Raw genomic sequence first — 16,627 nt, forward strand, 5'->3', positions numbered from 1 at the left:
TTAAAATCTTTATCCTGTTTTTTGTTATAGGTATAAGTTTAAATTTAGTGATCGCTTCTTGTGCTCCTAGTAATTCAGCTAATGCACCTGCACAACAACCCCAAGCACCCAAGCTAACAGTGCTGAAAATGGGGCATCAAAAAGGAATGGCACTGCTGAATATTGTGAAAGCGCAAGGAAGTTTAGAAAAGCACTTACAACCTCTGGGTATTTCTGTTACTTGGAATGAATTTTCCTCTACAGCACCTCTATTGGATGGGATGAGTGCAGGTGCGATTGTTTTTGGTGGTGGCGGCGGTACAGGAAGCGTCTTTGCTCAAGCAGGAGATAAACCATTTGTCAGAGTTGCAGCCGGTACAGGTAGCACTAGAGGTTCAGCTATTTTAGTCCAAGAAAATTCACCGATTAAGACTCTTTCTGATTTAAAAGGTAAGAAAGTTGCTTTTGCAAAAGGCTCTGGTCAGCACTACATTATTGTACGTGCTTTAGAGAAAGTAGGTTTGAAATTTAGTGATATTAAACCTCTTTACCTGACACCAGCCGAGGCTTTACCAGCATTTGATCGTGGTGATATTGATGCGTGGTTAATTTGGGACCCTTATACTGCTGAAGCTGAACGTAAACTTCGCACTCGTCTATTGGCAGATAATAGCACTGTATTTGGAGACAAAGCTCCACTAGAAAGCCCAAGCTTTTATTATGCTACTCCAGATTTTGTGCGCGATCATCCAGATATTCTCAAGACAATTTTACAAGAGTTAGAAAAGGCTGGTGCTTGGTCTAGAGAAAACTATCAGGATTCCGCCAAGCTCCTTTCTAAAGTGTACAAAATTGATCTAAAAACAATGGAAACTGTAGAAAAACGTGGTGGTCAACGTGAGGTATTACCTGTAACAGATGAAGTTCTGAGTGGATTGCAACGCATGGCAGATACTTTCTATGAACTCAAAATTATTCCCAAAAAAGTTGATATTAAAGATAAAAACTATAACTGGTTTCCTGAGCAAAAGTGGTAATTTATAATTTGTTGTAATTAAATTAATTAAGATATAAATTTTTGTTCACGTTCTGATTGATTATAGTAGGCGATCGCATGAAACTTTACATAAATACCAACCGTCGATTCTTTTTAATAGCCTTTACATCATTTGCGGCTTCTACAGTATTTTCTAGCTGTAGTTCACCTCAAAATAATTCTGGTGCTAATACAACTGCGAATCCATCAGCAGCCCCAGTTGGGAATACATCTACAACTGGAGCTAAAGAGAAAATCAAAGTTGGTGTAACGCCAGTTCCAGCCGGAGAAATTTTAGATTTTGTCAAAAAGAATTTAGCAACTGAAGCTGGGTTAGATATCGAAATAGTTACTTTTAATGACTTTGTGCAGAATAACACTGCCTTGAAAGATAGGGTAATTGATGCCAATTATTTCCAACATATTCCTTTTATGGAGGACTATGGCAAAAAACATAATTTCGAGATGTATGCCTTTACGCCCCAAATTCATTTGAATCCAGTGGGAATTTTTTCTAAAAAATATAAGTCTCTCAAGGATGTGCCGAATAAAGCCCTCGTCACCATTCCTGATGATGTTAGCAATGCTCATCGTGCTTTAAAAGTGCTGGAAGAATCAGGCTTAATAAAACTCAAGCCAGATGCCCGTCCTGCGAGTCCTAAAGATATTATTGCAAATCCTAAGAACATCCAAATTAAAGAGATACCAGGAGCGCAAGCAATTCCTAGTCTTCCTGATGTGGATTTAGCAGGAGTTACAGGTAATTGGATTGTGCAAGCCGGACTGAAAACCGATAAAGACGCTTTAGCATTGGAGTCAGCTAACGACCCAATTTATGCTGTTACTATCACAACATTAAAAGGCAAAGAAACCGATCCCGGAATTCAAAAACTGTATAAGTTGTTGCGTGACGATAAAGTTAAGCAATTTATTAAAGATAAATATCAAGGAGCAGTACTTCCCATTCCTTAAATAAAAATCTTTTTTTTTAATGCTAAGAGACTTTTTTCGTGGAGAAACTCTCAGATGATCGAATTTACTGATGTACGCAAAGTTTATAACCAAGGCAGCCAAAAAGTTCTAGCTTTAGATGGAGTAAGTCTTTTAGTGAAACCAGGAGAAATTTTCGGTGTTTTAGGTCAAAGTGGTGCAGGGAAAAGTACTTTAATTCGTTGTGTTAATCAGTTAGAAAAACCGACATCGGGTTCAGTTGTAGTTGACGGACAGGAGATGACAAAACTTTCTGGAGATAAATTACGTCAAGCTCGTCAACGTATTGGCATGATTTTTCAACATTTCAATTTACTTAGTTGCAGAACTGTCGTGGAAAACATTGCTTTTCCTCTGGAAGTGATGGGTTACAGTAGACTCAAACGCCGGGCTAAAGTAGAAGAATTAATTTCACTTGTTGGGTTGACAGGTAAGGCTGATGCTTATCCAGCACAACTTTCTGGCGGTCAAAAGCAACGAGTAGGTATTGCTAGAGCTTTGGCTGGAGAACCAAAAGTTTTACTTTCTGATGAAGCGACATCAGCACTTGATCCGCAAACTACGAGGTCAATTTTAGATTTATTGCGCGACTTGAACAAGCGTATGGGTTTAACAATTTTACTGATTACCCATGAAATGGCCGTAGTCAAGCAAATCTGCGATAGTGTCGCTGTACTCAATGCTGGCAAGATTGTGGAAAAGGGATATGTTAGCGATTTAATCGCCAAGCCAGAATCATTTCTTGCCCAAGAATTTTTCCCCCATCGCAATGGTTATAAACCAAAGCCTGGTGCAGTTATTGCCACGATCGCCTTCGCCGGAGAACAAGCAAGTAAACCGATTTTCGCCACTCTAGCCCGTAATTTTGATGTGGATGTCAATATCCTCAGTGGGAGTGTGGAAACAGTAGGCGATCGCAGAGTTGGTCAGTTTCACGTTGAATTAGAAGGTCAAAAGGTAACTCAAGCTTTGAAATACTTGCATGAAGCAGAATTTGAAGTACAGGTGCATTGAATTGGGGACTGGCAATTGAGAAGAAAATCAAGATCAAATTTCACTTTTAAAATTACGAAATCTCCTAGAGAATATTAAAAATCACAAATTATTATCATGTTTTATCCAAAGTTTAATCGCCGCTATTTTATCCTGACAACATGGTTAGCGATCACATCTATTTTTTTCGCCAGTTGTACACCAAAACCAAATTCATCTACGGGTCAATTAGTCAGCCAATCAACTAAGACAGCAGTACTCAAAGTCGGTTCTAGAAATTCCACCACTGAAGATGTTTTAAAGTTTATTCAAAAAGAAATAGCCTCCAGCCACGACTTAGATTTTCAAATCGTGACTATCGCTGATTCAGTAAAAATTAACGATGCTCTTAAAAGTGGGGAAATTGATGCTAACTTTTTCCAGCATGAACCGTTTATGAAACAAGCTGCCAAAAGACTTAGCGCGGATTTTGTCATGTTAAATCGCAGTTATACTACCATAACTGGACTCTATTCAAAACGACTAAAGATAAAATCACTTAATGAAATTCCTGTAGGGGCGACAATTGCTATTTCTAATGATGACAGCAATCAAGACCGCGCCTTGCAATTCCTGAAACACATCGACTTAATCAATTTAAAAGAAAAGCCAGGGGAGTATTACAGCATCAAAGATATTATTAAGTATCCCAAAAATCTCCAAATTAAGGAATTAGACAATTACGCCATTGTTAGAGCGTTAGACGATCTAGATTTAGCTGTGACATCTGCATCCTTCCTTGTGCAGGCAAAGGTATCTCTAAACCCCATTGTGTTAGACGAGATTGGCATAGCTAACAAAAATTATGCGGTGGGTTTAGCAACTGTACAATCAAAAGTAAATGATCCCAACATCCAAAAACTAAATCAATTGGTTATCGATCCCAAATTGAAGGACTATATCAATAACTACTTCAAAGGGACGATTGCACCTGTATTTTAAACTTAATACGGAGGACTGATGAGCAGATCGAAGCAATTAAAACTAGGTGCTTTTATGCGCCCGGTAAGCATACATACAGGCGCTTGGCGCTATCCTGGGGCTTTGCCTGACGCTAATTTCAATTTCCCGGCACTAAAACAATTCATCCAGAAACTAGAGCAAGGCAAGTTTGACGCATTCTTCATGGCAGATCATTTAGCGGTGCTGAATATGCCAGTTAACGCTCTGAAACGCAGCCATACTGTCACATCCTTTGAACCTTTCACCCTGCTTTCAGCCCTCGCCAGTGTCACTGAACACATCGGACTAGTAGCCACCGCTTCCACAACATACGACCAGCCTTACCACATCGCTCGCCGCTTCGCATCTCTCGACCATATTAGTGGCGGCCGCGCTGGCTGGAACATCGTCACCACAGCCAATCCAGACGCAGCACTCAACTTTGGTTTAGAAGAAGAGGTAGAGCATGATGAACGCTATCGGCGAGCTAGAGAATTTTATGATGTTGTCACGGGTCTTTGGGATTCTTTTGCTGACGATGCGTTTATTCGGGACGTGGAAGCAGGGATTTATTTTGACCCTGCAAAGCTTCACGTTCTTAATCATCAGGGAAAATATCTCTCGGTGCGAGGGCCATTGAACATCGCCAGACCTGTCCAAGGCTGGCCAGTAATCGTTCAGGCAGGCGCATCCGAAGCCGGACGGCAATTAGCTGCCGAAACCGCCGAGGCTGTGTTTGCACCTGCTGGTAATCTGGAAGCTGGTAAAGCTTTATTTGCAGACATTAAGGGGCGGGCGCGGGCAATTGGCCGTGACCCAGACAGTATAAAAATCCTTCCTGGTGCTTTAGTCATCGTGGGTGAAACCGTCGCCGAAGCATATGCCAAGCGTCTTCATTTAGATAGCCTAGTACATTATGACAGTGGGATCGCTAGCCTAAATAGTGCCCTTGGCTACGACGTTTCGGGTTTTGATCCCGATGGTCCCTTGCCAGAAATCCCATCGACTAATGCTGGTCACTCTTCACGAGAAAGAGTAATAGCCTTAGCGCAACGTGAGAACTTGACTATTCGACAACTGGCGCAACGCATTGGCAGTTACGGCGGACTGGCCTTCGTCGGTACGCCCCAAACGATCGCTGATGATATGGAGCAATGGCTGACTGAAGAAGGCTCTGACGGTTTCAACATCATGTTCCCTTTTCTTCCTGAAGGGCTGAATGATTTTGTGGACAAGGTTGTGCCAGAACTCCAACGGCGTGGAATCTTCCGCAAAGAGTATGAGGGCAAGACGCTGCGCGAAAATTTGGGGTTGGCGCGCCCTGCTAATCGCTTCTTCCAGCCTAGTCTGGTATAAGCTGCGATCGCTAGCTATTACACCTAGCATTCATTTCATTTTGCCACTTGCATCAATAGCATAGTAATCCTTGCTGCTTGATTTTTAGATTAGCTTGTGGTATATTTCGTGGAATTAAGAATCTACTTTAAAGCGGTGGATTTACAGTAGATTTTAGTTTTTGTCAGATTAGGCAGTTTGTAAACGGACTCTAATCGCAAAATAAAAAATTTCCGCTCTCCAACTTTTACATCATTTCAAAATCAGTTCTTAGTAGTAATTAAAGCTTATATTTTAACCCCAGGAAATTGGTATACATCATGGTAGCAATATTTAAAAAACGTAGCTTTCTCATGATATTAGTGGCTGGAGTATTTACCCTGTCTACAAGCCTAGTTGGTTGTAGCTCACAAATTACAGAGAAAACCGCTGTTGCTTCTAGTAATATCAAGACCAAAGTATTACGGATGGGCTATCAGTCGGCTGGAGATATAGTCAAGGTTAAAGGAGTTTTAGAGAAGCGTTTAAAGCCACTTGGTATTTCTATAGAGTGGTCAAAATTTGCCGCCGGGCCGCAACTTCTAGAAGCAATGAATGTAGGAAGTGTGGATTTCGGTTCTGTTGGTGAAACTCCACCTATCTTTGCTCAAGCTTCTGGTGTTCCTTTTGTATATGTTGCTAGTACTAAACCTGGTACTGGTGAAGGGACTGCTGTTGTAGTCGATAAAGACTCTTCAATCAAGACTGTAGCCGATTTAAAAGGTAAAGGACTAGCTTTCCAAAGAGCCACAGCACAGCAGTACTTCGTTGTGAAGGTTTTAAAAGAAGCCGGACTAAAACTTAGTGATGTTAAACACATTAACCTTACACCATTAGAAACTCGTGCAGCATTTGAACGTAAGAGTATTGAAGCCGCCGTTGTTGGCGATCCGCATTTGGCTGTATTTCAAAAAACTGCTAGGGTTCGCATTCTCCGCGATGGTAAAAACATTACTACCCAAGGAGGCTACTGGTTAGGTTCACGCACCTTTGTTAAAGAAAACCCTGAATTAGTTAAAGCTATTTTGGAAGAAATTAATAATATTGGTAAATGGGCTGAAAGCAATCCAAGAGAAGTTGCCGAACTAATCTCGCCCGAAGCAAAAATTGATGTTCCTACATTGGAATTAGTTTCAAAGCGAAGGTTTTACACTCTCAGACCTCTGAGTGAAGAAGTTTTGTCAGGACAGCAGAAGATTGCTGACTTGTTTTATGAACAAAATTTCATCACAAAAAAAACCAATGTTAGGGATGCGACTCTCTCTCCTGAACAGTATGCTGCTTTGACTCCAATAGATGTCAAGCCTTGAGTAGCAATTGCTTTACGACTCACAAACATAGATTTTTTAGGCATATTCGGAGATAAAAACTAATGATTAAGAGTCCAGAAAAACTTGCAGATACGAAAATTCAATTTTCGGCTCCTGTGAGAACAAATTCGCCAGAACTTCAGCAGCTTTTTGATTTTATTGCACTGGGGGCAAGTGAGCGCGATCGCGATCGTATCCTTCCTTATAATGTGGTTGAGTTGATCCGGCGTTCCAGGTTGGGTGCATTGCGAATTCCCGTTGCCGAAGGTGGTGGTGGTAGCACCGCACGCGAACTGTTTGAGGTCGTGATTCGCTTAGGGGATGCCGATCCAAATGTCGCTCACATTGTGCGGAATCATTTCTCTGTGACAGAGCGAATTTTGCGTTCTCAGCGCACCCAAAGGAATCGACGCTGGCTCAAAGCCGTCGTAGATGGCGCGATTATTGGACTCGCTTCGACCGAACTGGAAGTTAAGCGAGCTGGTGGTGGTCAAGTAGTGAATACAAAATTAACACCTGATGGCGATGGCTATCGTCTAAATGGGACGAAGTATTACAGTACTGGCAGCCTTTATGCAGACTTGATCTTCGTGCGTGTGCTAGTACCCGATGGCACTACAGCGTTTATACTCATTCCTACCAACCGCGAGGGAATAGACCTTGTGGACGACTGGGACGGCTTCGGTCAAAGGCTTACAGGTACGGGAACGACAACATTTACAAATGTCCGTGTAGAGGCGGATGAAGTAATTTTTGACACAGACACAGATAAAGACAACCTGCCATACAACATTGTCCCGCAATTATTTTTAACAGCAATCAATGCTGGCATTATTCGCAGCGTTCTACGCGATGCAACAGCCCTCGTCCGTACCCGGCCCCGGACTTTCTACCATGCTGTATCCGAGCAAGCCTCAGAAGATCCAATCTTGCAACAAACCATCGGGCAGATTGCCGCCAATGCCTTTGCTGCCGAAGTGATCGTTTTAGCAGCAGCTGATGGTCTTGATCGCCTCCCTGCTGCCCAAGCTCAGGGTGAAGAGGCAGAAACGGCTGCGGCACTGGCAACTTCTCTGAGTGCAGCAAAAGCCAAATTGATTGTCGATGATTTGGCTCTACGTTCGGCCACTTTGCTGTTTGAAGTTGGTGGGGCTTCCACAACAAAGAAAAGCTCCAACTTTGATCGCCACTGGCGCAACGCCCGCACCTTATCCTCACACAACCCAAATCACTTTAAGGCTCGTGCGATCGGCGACTACGAGATCAACGGTACACCATTGCCGCAACGAGGATTCTTTTAATTTTGTTCAGATCCCTGACTTCTAACCTACGGAAAACCATTTTATGAGTATTTATTTAGAAGTCGGGGATCTCGCAGCCAACCGAAACCGTTGAGAGGAACTATGAGTGCAATTGATACTACTTTTTTGAGAGCAAGTAAAGAGGCGATCGCCTCTCCAACAAACTATCCCCAAAGCCCATTATCCCAAGCTCTCCGGCAGCCAGTACTGCTAGGATTATTCTTACCGATTCATCACGGTGGTTGGAGTTCTTCTACCCTACCACGCACTACAGACTGGTCATTTGATTACAATGCCAAATTGACTCAAAAGGCTGAGGAATTAGGTTTTGACCTGGTTTTCGGCTATTCTACATGGCAGCCGAAGGGCGGACAGGGACCAACTCGGACAGAAGCAGGTTTAGATGCCTTCATTGCTACTGCTTCCCTTGCTGGTATTACCTCACGCATTCTATTAATCTCAACAATTCATGTTCTCTACGGGCCTTGGCATCCCATCCATCTGGCTAAATTTGGTGCGACACTCGACCACATTTCTAAAGGTCGCTGGGGAATTAATGTTGTCACTGGACACAGGGCTTATGAGCATGAACTGTTCGGCTGGAGCCAAATCGAACACGATCGCCGCTATGAACTCGCTGATGAATTTGTCACCATCCTCAAACGACTCTGGTCGGAAACAGAGAGTTTTTCCTACAAAAGTCAGAGTTCTTGGCAGTTTAAGGATGCTTACATCAGCCCCCGACCGCTTTATGGTCGCCCCATCCTAGTTAACGCCACCGGTTCGGATGCTGGCATCGAGTTTGCGGGTCGCCATTCTGATATCGTATTTATTACTAGTCCGGCTGGCGGTGATATAGAAAGCGCCTTGTCATCGTTACCCGCCCATACAGCCCGTGTCAAACAATCAGCGATCGCTAATGGTAGACAAGTCCGCACTCTCCTAAATCCGCTTATTGTCGTGCGGGAAACTGAAAAAGAGGCAGAAGAATATGCTCAAGCGATAATCGACCATGCCGATTATGAGTCAATTGCTGGACGTTCTGGCGTTAGCAGCGATGCACACGCCTGGAGGGGGCATAAGAAGGGAAATCTGCGTCATGATGTTGGCAGTGCGATCGGTGGTAATGTGCAGCTAATCGGTTCACCCGAACAAATTACCGAACAACTTTTGCAACTGAATAAAGCTGGTGTCGATGGGTTCCAGCTTGCGTTCTACGATTTCGAGCCTGATCTAGATTTCTTCGGTAAGCGTGTTTTACCACTACTGAAACAGGCAGGGCTGAGACTTTAACAGTTATCAGTTACCAGTAGAAAACTTTGATAACTGATTTAAGAGGTGCATCCATGCAAGGACAAGAATTACTCCAAAGCTTGTTGCTAGCCACTAGTGAAACTTTTTACATGGTGGGTATATCTACCCTGGTTGCAATAGTATTAGGCTTACCTTTGGGCTTGTTGCTGGTGATGACAGGCCCCGGAAACTTGCTAGATTTTCCCCAAGTGCATAAAGTGCTGGGTGCGATCGTCAATACTGGACGCTCATTTCCTTTTATTATTTTGCTTGTCGTTTTAACACCACTCACCCGCCTAATTGTCGGCACTTCCATCGGTAGCACTGCTGCTTTAGTTCCCCTAACTCTCGCCGCCATTCCATTTTTTGGTCGTATCGCTGAAACTAGCATTTTAGAAGTTGATAAGGGACTAATAGAAGCTGCCCAAGCAATGGGGTGCAATTATTGGCAAATCGTTCTCAAAGTCTTAATTCCCGAAGCTTTGCCTTCACTAATATTAGGTATGACGATTCTAATTGTGAGTTTACTTAACTCTTCCGCGATGGCTGGGGCTGTGGGTGGGGGTGGATTAGGTAATTTGGCAATTCAATATGGTTACCAACGCTTCGATGTAGGGGTGATGTTTTCTACCATTGTGGTTTTGATTGCACTAGTACAAATTATTCAATTTATTGGTGATTTAATTGCACAGCGGATGAGAAAACGCTGAATGAAAGCAAGAAGGCAGAAGAGCAATATTTTACTCAACATTTACAATTTACACTAATTATAAATCTTATGAATAGACGCAGATTTCTCTTAACAGCTTTAGGTTCCCTGACTGTCTCTTCAATCTTTGCTAGTTGTAGTCAACAATCTACTCAAAACTTTACTAATACGCAAATAATTAGCCAAAAAGAGCAAAAAGAAGTAATTAAAGTTGGGGTGACTGGTATACTCTCTCAGGATATTTTGAAATTTGTGAATAACAATATAGCAGCAAAAGAAGGCTTGGAGATTCAAGTTGTTACCTTTAATGACTGGATACAACCCAACACAGCTTTGAGAGATAAGGTTATTGATGCTAATTTCTTTCAGCACAGGCCTTTCATGAATAATGCTAGTAAAGAACTAAATCTAAATTTAGTAGCATTGAATACAGTTTATTTAAACACACTTGGTCTTTTTTCTAAAAAGTTCAAATCAGTAAGCGAAATTCCCCAAAATGCAACTGTGACAGTTGCTAATGATGTCATCAATAACGACCGAGGATTACGGTTATTAGCAACTAACGGTTTAATTAAATTAAAAGAAAATACTAAACAATTCGTGACCCAAAGAGATATTGCTGCTAACCCGAAAAACTTGAAAATCAAGGAAGTAGAAGGTGTACAAGTTGTCCGAGCTATTAATGATGTAGATTTCATAGTATCTTCTGCTCAAACGGTTGCACTTGCAGGGATAGAACCTAATTCTATGGGTGAAGAAACAGCTAAAGACAAGAAATACGCTCTTGCATTAGTTACATTACAAGGTCGAGAAAATGAACCAAAGATTCAAAAGTTAAACAAACTACTCATCCATCCAGATGTCAAGAATTTTATAGATAAAGAATACAAAGGAAGGATCATACCAGTTTTTTAGAGCTTGTCGCTCAAATTAAATATTTTTTTTGATATTTGTGTCTATGGTCTTTTTACAGTTTATTTTCTCACTACTTGAGTGTAGATTCACATACAAACACCTGCACTAAATCCTCATAGTCAAAAATAAAGAAATATTGATTGGATTTGAACAGCCCATCAAAAGGTGGTATCTTGTTTATTAATACTACGATAAATTAATCGATTTACAGTATTTACTCGTTATCATCATAGATATGGCTGCTTAAACTCCTAAAAATTGATATCAAGGAGTCAATTGTGGTGAATTCTTTCAAAGAACATCGCTTTCAGTACAAACAAAAATGTTCTGCCAGTAAGAACATTGCGATCGCAATATCTTTTCTTGCTTTGATAGCTTCTAGTTGCAGTCAACAAACAGCTATCAATGCCATAGCTAACTCAGATTCCTCCTCAAACACTGTTACTACCAAAACTACAGACAAAAGTAATGTGATTCGCTTGGGCTACCAAAAAGGCGGGATTATTCCCATCGCACGTCAACGAGGTGAGTTAGAGCGTCAGTTAGCCACGCAAAATATTAAAGTTGAATGGAGTGGGCCATTTGACCGTTGCGCTACGCTTTTAAGTTCTCTCAATGGTAATCGAGTGGATATTGGCGGCTGTGGTGATATTCCTTCTATTTCTGGAATTGCTGCCGGACAACCTCTTTGTATTGGCTCTGTGCAGCGTCCTAGCCCAGATTCTTTGAGTAGTGCCATTTTAGTTCGTGGTGATTCTCCGATTCGTAAACCGACTGATTTAGTAGGTAAAAAAGTTGCAGTTAATCAAGGTGGTGCGGGCGAATATCTGTTATTAAAAGTTTTGGAAAAAGAAAATATTCCTTCATATAAAGTCCAGCGAGTTTACTTATCACCGAATGATGCTGCACCTGCTCTATATCAAGGTTCTGTTGATGCGTGGGCAGTTTGGGAACCTTATATTTCCATTGCCCAATTAGAGCATCAGGCACGGAGAATTACTACTACACACCCTGCTCCTACCTACGGCATTATGGTTGTTCGTGGTGATGCAGCTAAAGAAAATCCTGTAGCCGTGAAAGCTGCTCTTACTGCTTTGAGTGAGGATGGTGAATGGTTAAATCAACATACTAATGCTGCATCAGATTTTTTAGTTAAAGAATTAAAAGTTTCTGATGCGGTAGCCAAGCAGGTGACGAAAAATCGAGGGCCAGAGTCTTACGTATTTACTAATAGTGAAGATATCGCCAAGCTTCAGAAAACAGCTGATTGGTTACTAGAGCAAAAAATTATTCCGCAACGAGTAGACATTGCTACAGCAGTATGTCCGTTAGAAACTACCGCCGCTAGGTAGGAAAGATGAAAAGAGGCACAGAATAACTGCCACTAAAAACTTAAATAACAAAGATTTGGAGCAAAATTATATGCCTGTGGAATTTATTGGCATGATTGGTACGCGAGAAGCGTCTGAATTATATGACCCTACCGTATCTCTCACGGGAGGAACTATAGACTTAGCTTATGTCCGCAAATTTGCAAAAGTCCATGAAGATGGTGGTTTTGATCGAGTATTAGTTGGTTATAGTTCTACAGGACCAGATGGCTTTAATGTAGTCAGTTATGTGGCTGCTGCAACAGAACGACTCAAGTTTTTACTTGCACATAGACCAGGTTTTGTGGCTCCCACTTTAGCCGCCCGTAAATTAGCAACATTAGATCACTTTTCTAATGGTCGCGTTGCAGTGCATATCATTACTGGTGGGAGCGATGCCGAACAACAGCGCGATGGTGATTGGCTTGATCATGATACTCGCTATCGCCGTACCGATGAATATCTTGATATTGTGCGGCAAGTTTGGACGAGTGAAGAACCCTTTGATTATGAAGGGGAGTTTTACCAACTCAAAGATGCATTTTCGGAAGTTAAACCTTTACAGCAGCCACATATACCAATATATTTCGGTGGTGCTTCTGGTGCTGCTGTGGATGTAGGTGCAAAGCACAGTAATGTATATGCGTTTTGGGGAGAACCCATAGCTGCTATTAAACAACGGATCGCAGAGGTGAAAGCCGCAGCACCGCCTGGAAAAGACTTACGATTTAGTGTTTCCTTGCGTCCGATTTTGGGCGAAACAGAAGCAAAAGCATGGGAAAAGGCGCGTTATATTCTCTCAAGCATCAATGAAAGCCTTGCTAAAGCAGGTATTCAATTATCTGCTGGTGCTTCTTTGCGACCTCAAGCTGTTGGTTCATTGCGGTTGTTGGATTTTGCTAAGGAAAGCGAAATTCATGATAAGCGTTTATGGACACCGATCGCAGCTGCTACTGGCGCTCGTGGTAATACTACTGCTTTAGTGGGGACTCCAGAACAAGTTGCAGAGTCATTATTTGATTACTACAAAGCTGGAGTCACAACACTATTAATTCGCGGTTTTGATCCGGTGGAAGATGCGATCGCCTACGGTCGAGATGTAATTCCTTTGGTACGTCAACAAGTGCAACGACAAGAACGACAAACAGCAACCGTAGCTTGAAGAAGCCAAATCTATGCCTCATACAACTGTTCTTGAACCTCTAAAAGCAGACCAATGGTTTGTTGATAATCCTGATGTGCGTGAGTTTGTAGCGATCGCTAAAGAAATTATCTCTAGCACAGAGCATAACCGCACAGAAACCCTAAATATTCTAGAACCTCACTTCGCAGCACTGCTGAAGAAAGAGAATTGGTTACCAAAACCTTTTACTCAACCAAATCCTGACAGTGGTTTAGGCCAAGGAATCGGGCAATGGTTGCTGTATCGTTCTCAAGAACGAGTACTAACTATTTTCAGTTTGGTAATTCCTCCTGATGCGATCACGCCTGTCCACGATCATTTATCTTGGGGACTAGTAGGGCTGTATCAAGGCAAACAAGAAGAAACAGTATATTGTCGCGTGGATAACGGCGAATTAGAAGGACGCGCCCAGTTAGAAACAGTAGGAACCTATCAAGTGAAAACTGGTGATATTTACCATCTACTACCTCCAGACAATGATATTCACTCTGTCAAAGCTATTACACTCTTCGCTCCATCTATCTCAATTCATGTCATGGGTAATGATACTGGTAGCATTTGGCGACATCATTATCATCCCGAACAAAAGAGTGTGCAGTCTTTTCGCTCTAGATACTCCAATGTACTTATGAAACAAGAAAGAGAAAATCATGCCAAATTTCACTAGACCACAACCGCCGGTCTTTGAACGAGTTGAAGAAGAACGACTCTACCGCAAACAACGCCTTGCGGCTGCATTTCGACTGTTTGCTCGTTTTGGCTTTAGTGAGGGAACAGCAGGCCACATCACCGCCAGAGATCCTGAGTTTACCGACCATTTTTGGGTAAATCCCCTTGGCAAGTACTTTGGTCACATCCGAGTTTCTGACTTGATTTTGGTCGATAGAGAAGGCGAAGTTGTCAAAGGTAATGCTCCTGTCAATCGCGCCGCTTTTGCGATTCATTCACAGGTTCATGAGGCGCGACCTGATATAGTTGCAGCTGCTCATGCTCATTCTCTGCATGGTAAATCTTGGTCAAGTCTTGGTCGCCTGCTCGATCCTCTAACTCAAGATGCTTGTGCTTTCTATCAAGACCACGCTCTATTTGATGACTATAGAGGAGTAGTTTTAGATACTTCAGAGGGTAAAAGAATTGCTGAATGTTTGGGAGACAAGAAAGCTGTCATCCTACGGAATCATGGCTTTTTGACCGTGGGGCAGACAGTAGACGAAGCTGCTTTTTGGTACATTTCTTTTGAACGATCAGCTCAAGCCCAACTGCTTGCAGAAGCAGCTGGCAAACCATTTCCCATTGATCACGAAACAGCAACTTTTACTCATAACCAAGTAGGAACCCATTCCGGCGGTTGGTTTAGCTTTCAGCCACTCTACGACCGAATTGTGGGCGAAGAACCAGACTTACTAGAGTAGTTGGATTTTTCTTGATTATCTTTTTATACCCAAAACTTAACGTGTCTACCAATTGGCTGCGGCAGAATTTTTTCTTCTCTCTGGATTCCTTTATCAATACCCGATGGACTTTCGGCTTTTCGTAAAGGTGAGCTTGATGCTTGGGCTACCTACGGTTACTCTATCCCCCAAGCCCAAAAAGAAGGGGCGCGAGTGCTGGAATCTGCAAAAGATATTTTGAGTGGTAACTTCGTGATTATTGCTTCACCGAATGCGATCACTGATCCCCAAAAGAAGGTTGCGTTGGCGTAGCCCGTCGAAGACATCGCTGATTTTCTCTGTCGTTTGCGGAAATCCCAAACTTGGCGTGAATCTAATCTTAAGCAGTGGTCGAAGAATTATGCAACTACTATCGATGTTGATGAAGGCATCGTTTATCAGGATGCCCAGCAAGGACAACAACAGCGTCGTCAAGAATTACTTCCTGTTTCTGATGCAGCTATTGCTTTTCAGCAAAAAGTTGCTGATACCTTTTTTCAAGCGGGTGTAATTTCCACAAAAGTTGATGTGAAACAACTATGGGACAGCAGTTTGAACGAAGATGTCGCCAAATGCCAATAATTGCAGCAAGAAGTAAAAAGCAAAATGTCAAAATCACCTTGTTTTTCATAAGGGTAAAAATTATGTTTCATGGAATAGAAAGAGAATTATTAAATGCAGTACCTTGGTTATTTGGGCAACAGTCTCAATTACCAGAGCATCTCCAATTAACAGATTGCGAAGAACATGAGATACGAGATATTTGGGAATTACCACCACAAGAATCTGCTGATAGTGAGCGTTCTATTAAGCAGGAAATAAAATGGTTTGAGATTTTTAGCAAACTAAAAAATTTTTCTTTAAAGACACTCGCTAATAAATAAAAATAAGCGTTATCAGCTACTCAAATTAATAGAAAATTTCAACTAATTTGCAATGTGCAGTACACCTTTACAGGGTAGTTTCTTTCAAGTATTTGGGTGACATCAGCACCACTTTGCTAACAGTCAGTAATTGTTTATTTGTAAAGATTAATATTAGACAAACTAATAATTAGCTTCTCATAATATTATGCTTTTCAGTATCACTAATTATTATGCTTTTCAGTATCACTAATCTCGATAAAATCTCACTTCATCCTCAAATACCGACATGACAACAACGACTGACCTCGATTTTGCCGCTCGTGAGGCGTTGCGCCTACTCGGCCCCGATCCCGAAAACTGGGTGAGCGATCGCGCAGATATTGACCACAATGTGACGATAGTAGGCGGTAGTGGCAGTGGCAGCACCTTCGCATTTGCCCTGCGGCGTGCCGGCATTGGCCGCGTGACAGTCATCGACGAGGCTCTTGACGAAGCCCATGCTGGCGTGTGGCTGACGCGGGCGCGGATGAAAAAGCTACGCACACCGAAAAACCTGCTAGGGCCAGAACTGGGCATTCCGGCGCTATCATTTCAAGCTTGGTATGAGGCACGGCACGGTGTTGAGGCATACACAGCGATTGACCGCATTCCACGAGTGGCCTGGGCTGAGTACCTCAGTTGGTATCGGCATTTTCTGGGCATTCCAGTTCGGTATCAGACGAAGTTGGTGCGGATTGAGCCGGACGCAGATTTCTTTCGTCTACACTTAACGGGACTTAAACAAAAATTAAGCCCAAATAAAGCCCAAACTGGCTTTGTAAGCAGCAAATACGTCCCGGTTCAGGGTCAACCAATCAAAAAATCGAAAAGACATGGCTGTTCTAAAAGCCTCTAAAG

The 16,627-nt window shown here is 42.3% G+C and carries 17 protein-coding genes; all 17 read left to right on the forward strand.

The features are described 5' to 3' along the window. The first annotated feature begins 47 nt into the window (after window positions 1-47). A complete protein-coding gene (locus tag H6G96_RS34375) occupies window positions 48-1,016 on the forward strand; it encodes an aliphatic sulfonate ABC transporter substrate-binding protein (RefSeq protein ID WP_190918064.1) in 969 nt (322 codons plus the stop codon). A gap of 77 nt (window positions 1,017-1,093) precedes the next feature. After that, entirely contained in the window at window positions 1,094-1,987 is an 894-nt protein-coding gene (locus tag H6G96_RS34380; protein ID WP_190918069.1) for a MetQ/NlpA family ABC transporter substrate-binding protein, read from the forward strand. 54 nt (window positions 1,988-2,041) lie between these two features. Next, window positions 2,042-3,019: an ATP-binding cassette domain-containing protein gene (locus H6G96_RS34385; protein ID WP_190918080.1), complete on the forward strand. Its 978-nt coding sequence runs from the start codon at window positions 2,042-2,044 to the stop codon at window positions 3,017-3,019. Between the two features lie 96 nt (window positions 3,020-3,115). Next, entirely contained in the window at window positions 3,116-3,979 is an 864-nt protein-coding gene (locus tag H6G96_RS34390) for a MetQ/NlpA family ABC transporter substrate-binding protein (protein WP_190918083.1), read from the forward strand. Between the two features lie 18 nt (window positions 3,980-3,997). Then, a complete protein-coding gene (locus H6G96_RS34395; RefSeq protein ID WP_190918086.1) occupies window positions 3,998-5,335 on the forward strand; it encodes an LLM class flavin-dependent oxidoreductase in 1,338 nt (445 codons plus the stop codon). 299 nt (window positions 5,336-5,634) lie between these two features. After that, window positions 5,635-6,663: an aliphatic sulfonate ABC transporter substrate-binding protein gene (locus H6G96_RS34400; RefSeq protein WP_242063515.1), complete on the forward strand. Its 1,029-nt coding sequence runs from the start codon at window positions 5,635-5,637 to the stop codon at window positions 6,661-6,663. A 62-nt stretch (window positions 6,664-6,725) separates the two neighbouring features. Next, window positions 6,726-7,964 carry an acyl-CoA dehydrogenase family protein gene (locus H6G96_RS34405; protein WP_190918088.1) on the forward strand — a complete coding sequence of 413 codons (1,239 nt, stop codon included), beginning with the start codon at window positions 6,726-6,728 and terminating at the stop codon, window positions 7,962-7,964. Window positions 7,965-8,066: 102 nt separating this feature from the next. Further along, a complete protein-coding gene (locus H6G96_RS34410) occupies window positions 8,067-9,257 on the forward strand; it encodes an LLM class flavin-dependent oxidoreductase (RefSeq protein ID WP_190918091.1) in 1,191 nt (396 codons plus the stop codon). A gap of 53 nt (window positions 9,258-9,310) precedes the next feature. Then, the gene (locus H6G96_RS34415) at window positions 9,311-9,967 is read left to right on the forward strand and encodes a methionine ABC transporter permease (protein ID WP_181927421.1); all 657 of its coding nucleotides are present in this window, start codon (window positions 9,311-9,313) and stop codon (window positions 9,965-9,967) included. 68 nt (window positions 9,968-10,035) lie between these two features. Continuing rightward, on the forward strand, window positions 10,036-10,881 hold the full coding sequence (locus H6G96_RS34420) for a MetQ/NlpA family ABC transporter substrate-binding protein (RefSeq protein ID WP_190918093.1): 846 nt from the start codon (window positions 10,036-10,038) through the stop codon (window positions 10,879-10,881). Window positions 10,882-11,162: 281 nt separating this feature from the next. Then, window positions 11,163-12,233 carry an aliphatic sulfonate ABC transporter substrate-binding protein gene (locus H6G96_RS34425; protein WP_347242315.1) on the forward strand — a complete coding sequence of 357 codons (1,071 nt, stop codon included), beginning with the start codon at window positions 11,163-11,165 and terminating at the stop codon, window positions 12,231-12,233. A 70-nt stretch (window positions 12,234-12,303) separates the two neighbouring features. Next, on the forward strand, window positions 12,304-13,413 hold the full coding sequence (locus H6G96_RS34430) for an LLM class flavin-dependent oxidoreductase (protein ID WP_190918096.1): 1,110 nt from the start codon (window positions 12,304-12,306) through the stop codon (window positions 13,411-13,413). A gap of 13 nt (window positions 13,414-13,426) precedes the next feature. Continuing rightward, a complete protein-coding gene (locus H6G96_RS34435) occupies window positions 13,427-14,101 on the forward strand; it encodes a hypothetical protein (protein ID WP_190918098.1) in 675 nt (224 codons plus the stop codon). Then, window positions 14,085-14,846 (forward strand): class II aldolase/adducin family protein, encoded by a 762-nt coding sequence (locus H6G96_RS34440; protein WP_190918100.1) that lies wholly within the window; start codon window positions 14,085-14,087, stop codon window positions 14,844-14,846. Before H6G96_RS34435 ends, H6G96_RS34440 begins: the two co-directional genes overlap by 17 nt. A 324-nt stretch (window positions 14,847-15,170) precedes the next feature. Beyond that, the gene (locus H6G96_RS34445) at window positions 15,171-15,446 is read left to right on the forward strand and encodes a hypothetical protein (protein ID WP_190918103.1); all 276 of its coding nucleotides are present in this window, start codon (window positions 15,171-15,173) and stop codon (window positions 15,444-15,446) included. After that, window positions 15,437-15,748, forward strand: coding sequence for a hypothetical protein (locus tag H6G96_RS34450; RefSeq protein ID WP_190918105.1), 312 nt, complete (start codon window positions 15,437-15,439; stop codon window positions 15,746-15,748). The genes H6G96_RS34445 and H6G96_RS34450 overlap by 10 nt, the downstream gene beginning before the upstream one ends. A gap of 268 nt (window positions 15,749-16,016) precedes the next feature. After that, entirely contained in the window at window positions 16,017-16,625 is a 609-nt protein-coding gene (locus H6G96_RS34455; protein WP_347242316.1) for a hypothetical protein, read from the forward strand. Window positions 16,626-16,627: the final 2 nt, after the last annotated feature.

It is taken from the genome of Nostoc sp. FACHB-892 (genome assembly GCF_014698795.1).
Classification (GTDB): domain Bacteria; phylum Cyanobacteriota; class Cyanobacteriia; order Cyanobacteriales; family Nostocaceae; genus Nostoc.

What these genes read in the sequence shown, in the direction of transcription:
- H6G96_RS34380 (WP_190918069.1), top strand. Translation starts at nt 1,094, where the DNA reads ATGAAACTTTACATAAATACCAACCGTCGATTCTTTTTAATAGCCTTT.
- H6G96_RS34385 (WP_190918080.1), top strand. Translation starts at nt 2,042, where the DNA reads ATGATCGAATTTACTGATGTACGCAAAGTTTATAACCAAGGCAGCCAA.
- H6G96_RS34390 (WP_190918083.1), top strand. Translation starts at nt 3,116, where the DNA reads ATGTTTTATCCAAAGTTTAATCGCCGCTATTTTATCCTGACAACATGG.
- H6G96_RS34395 (WP_190918086.1), top strand. Translation starts at nt 3,998, where the DNA reads ATGAGCAGATCGAAGCAATTAAAACTAGGTGCTTTTATGCGCCCGGTA.
- H6G96_RS34400 (WP_242063515.1), top strand. Translation starts at nt 5,635, where the DNA reads ATGGTAGCAATATTTAAAAAACGTAGCTTTCTCATGATATTAGTGGCT.
- H6G96_RS34405 (WP_190918088.1), top strand. Translation starts at nt 6,726, where the DNA reads ATGATTAAGAGTCCAGAAAAACTTGCAGATACGAAAATTCAATTTTCG.
- H6G96_RS34410 (WP_190918091.1), top strand. Translation starts at nt 8,067, where the DNA reads ATGAGTGCAATTGATACTACTTTTTTGAGAGCAAGTAAAGAGGCGATC.
- H6G96_RS34415 (WP_181927421.1), top strand. Translation starts at nt 9,311, where the DNA reads ATGCAAGGACAAGAATTACTCCAAAGCTTGTTGCTAGCCACTAGTGAA.
- H6G96_RS34420 (WP_190918093.1), top strand. Translation starts at nt 10,036, where the DNA reads ATGAATAGACGCAGATTTCTCTTAACAGCTTTAGGTTCCCTGACTGTC.
- H6G96_RS34430 (WP_190918096.1), top strand. Translation starts at nt 12,304, where the DNA reads ATGCCTGTGGAATTTATTGGCATGATTGGTACGCGAGAAGCGTCTGAA.
- H6G96_RS34435 (WP_190918098.1), top strand. Translation starts at nt 13,427, where the DNA reads ATGCCTCATACAACTGTTCTTGAACCTCTAAAAGCAGACCAATGGTTT.
- H6G96_RS34440 (WP_190918100.1), top strand. Translation starts at nt 14,085, where the DNA reads ATGCCAAATTTCACTAGACCACAACCGCCGGTCTTTGAACGAGTTGAA.
- H6G96_RS34450 (WP_190918105.1), top strand. Translation starts at nt 15,437, where the DNA reads ATGCCAATAATTGCAGCAAGAAGTAAAAAGCAAAATGTCAAAATCACC.
- H6G96_RS34455 (WP_347242316.1), top strand. Translation starts at nt 16,017, where the DNA reads ATGACAACAACGACTGACCTCGATTTTGCCGCTCGTGAGGCGTTGCGC.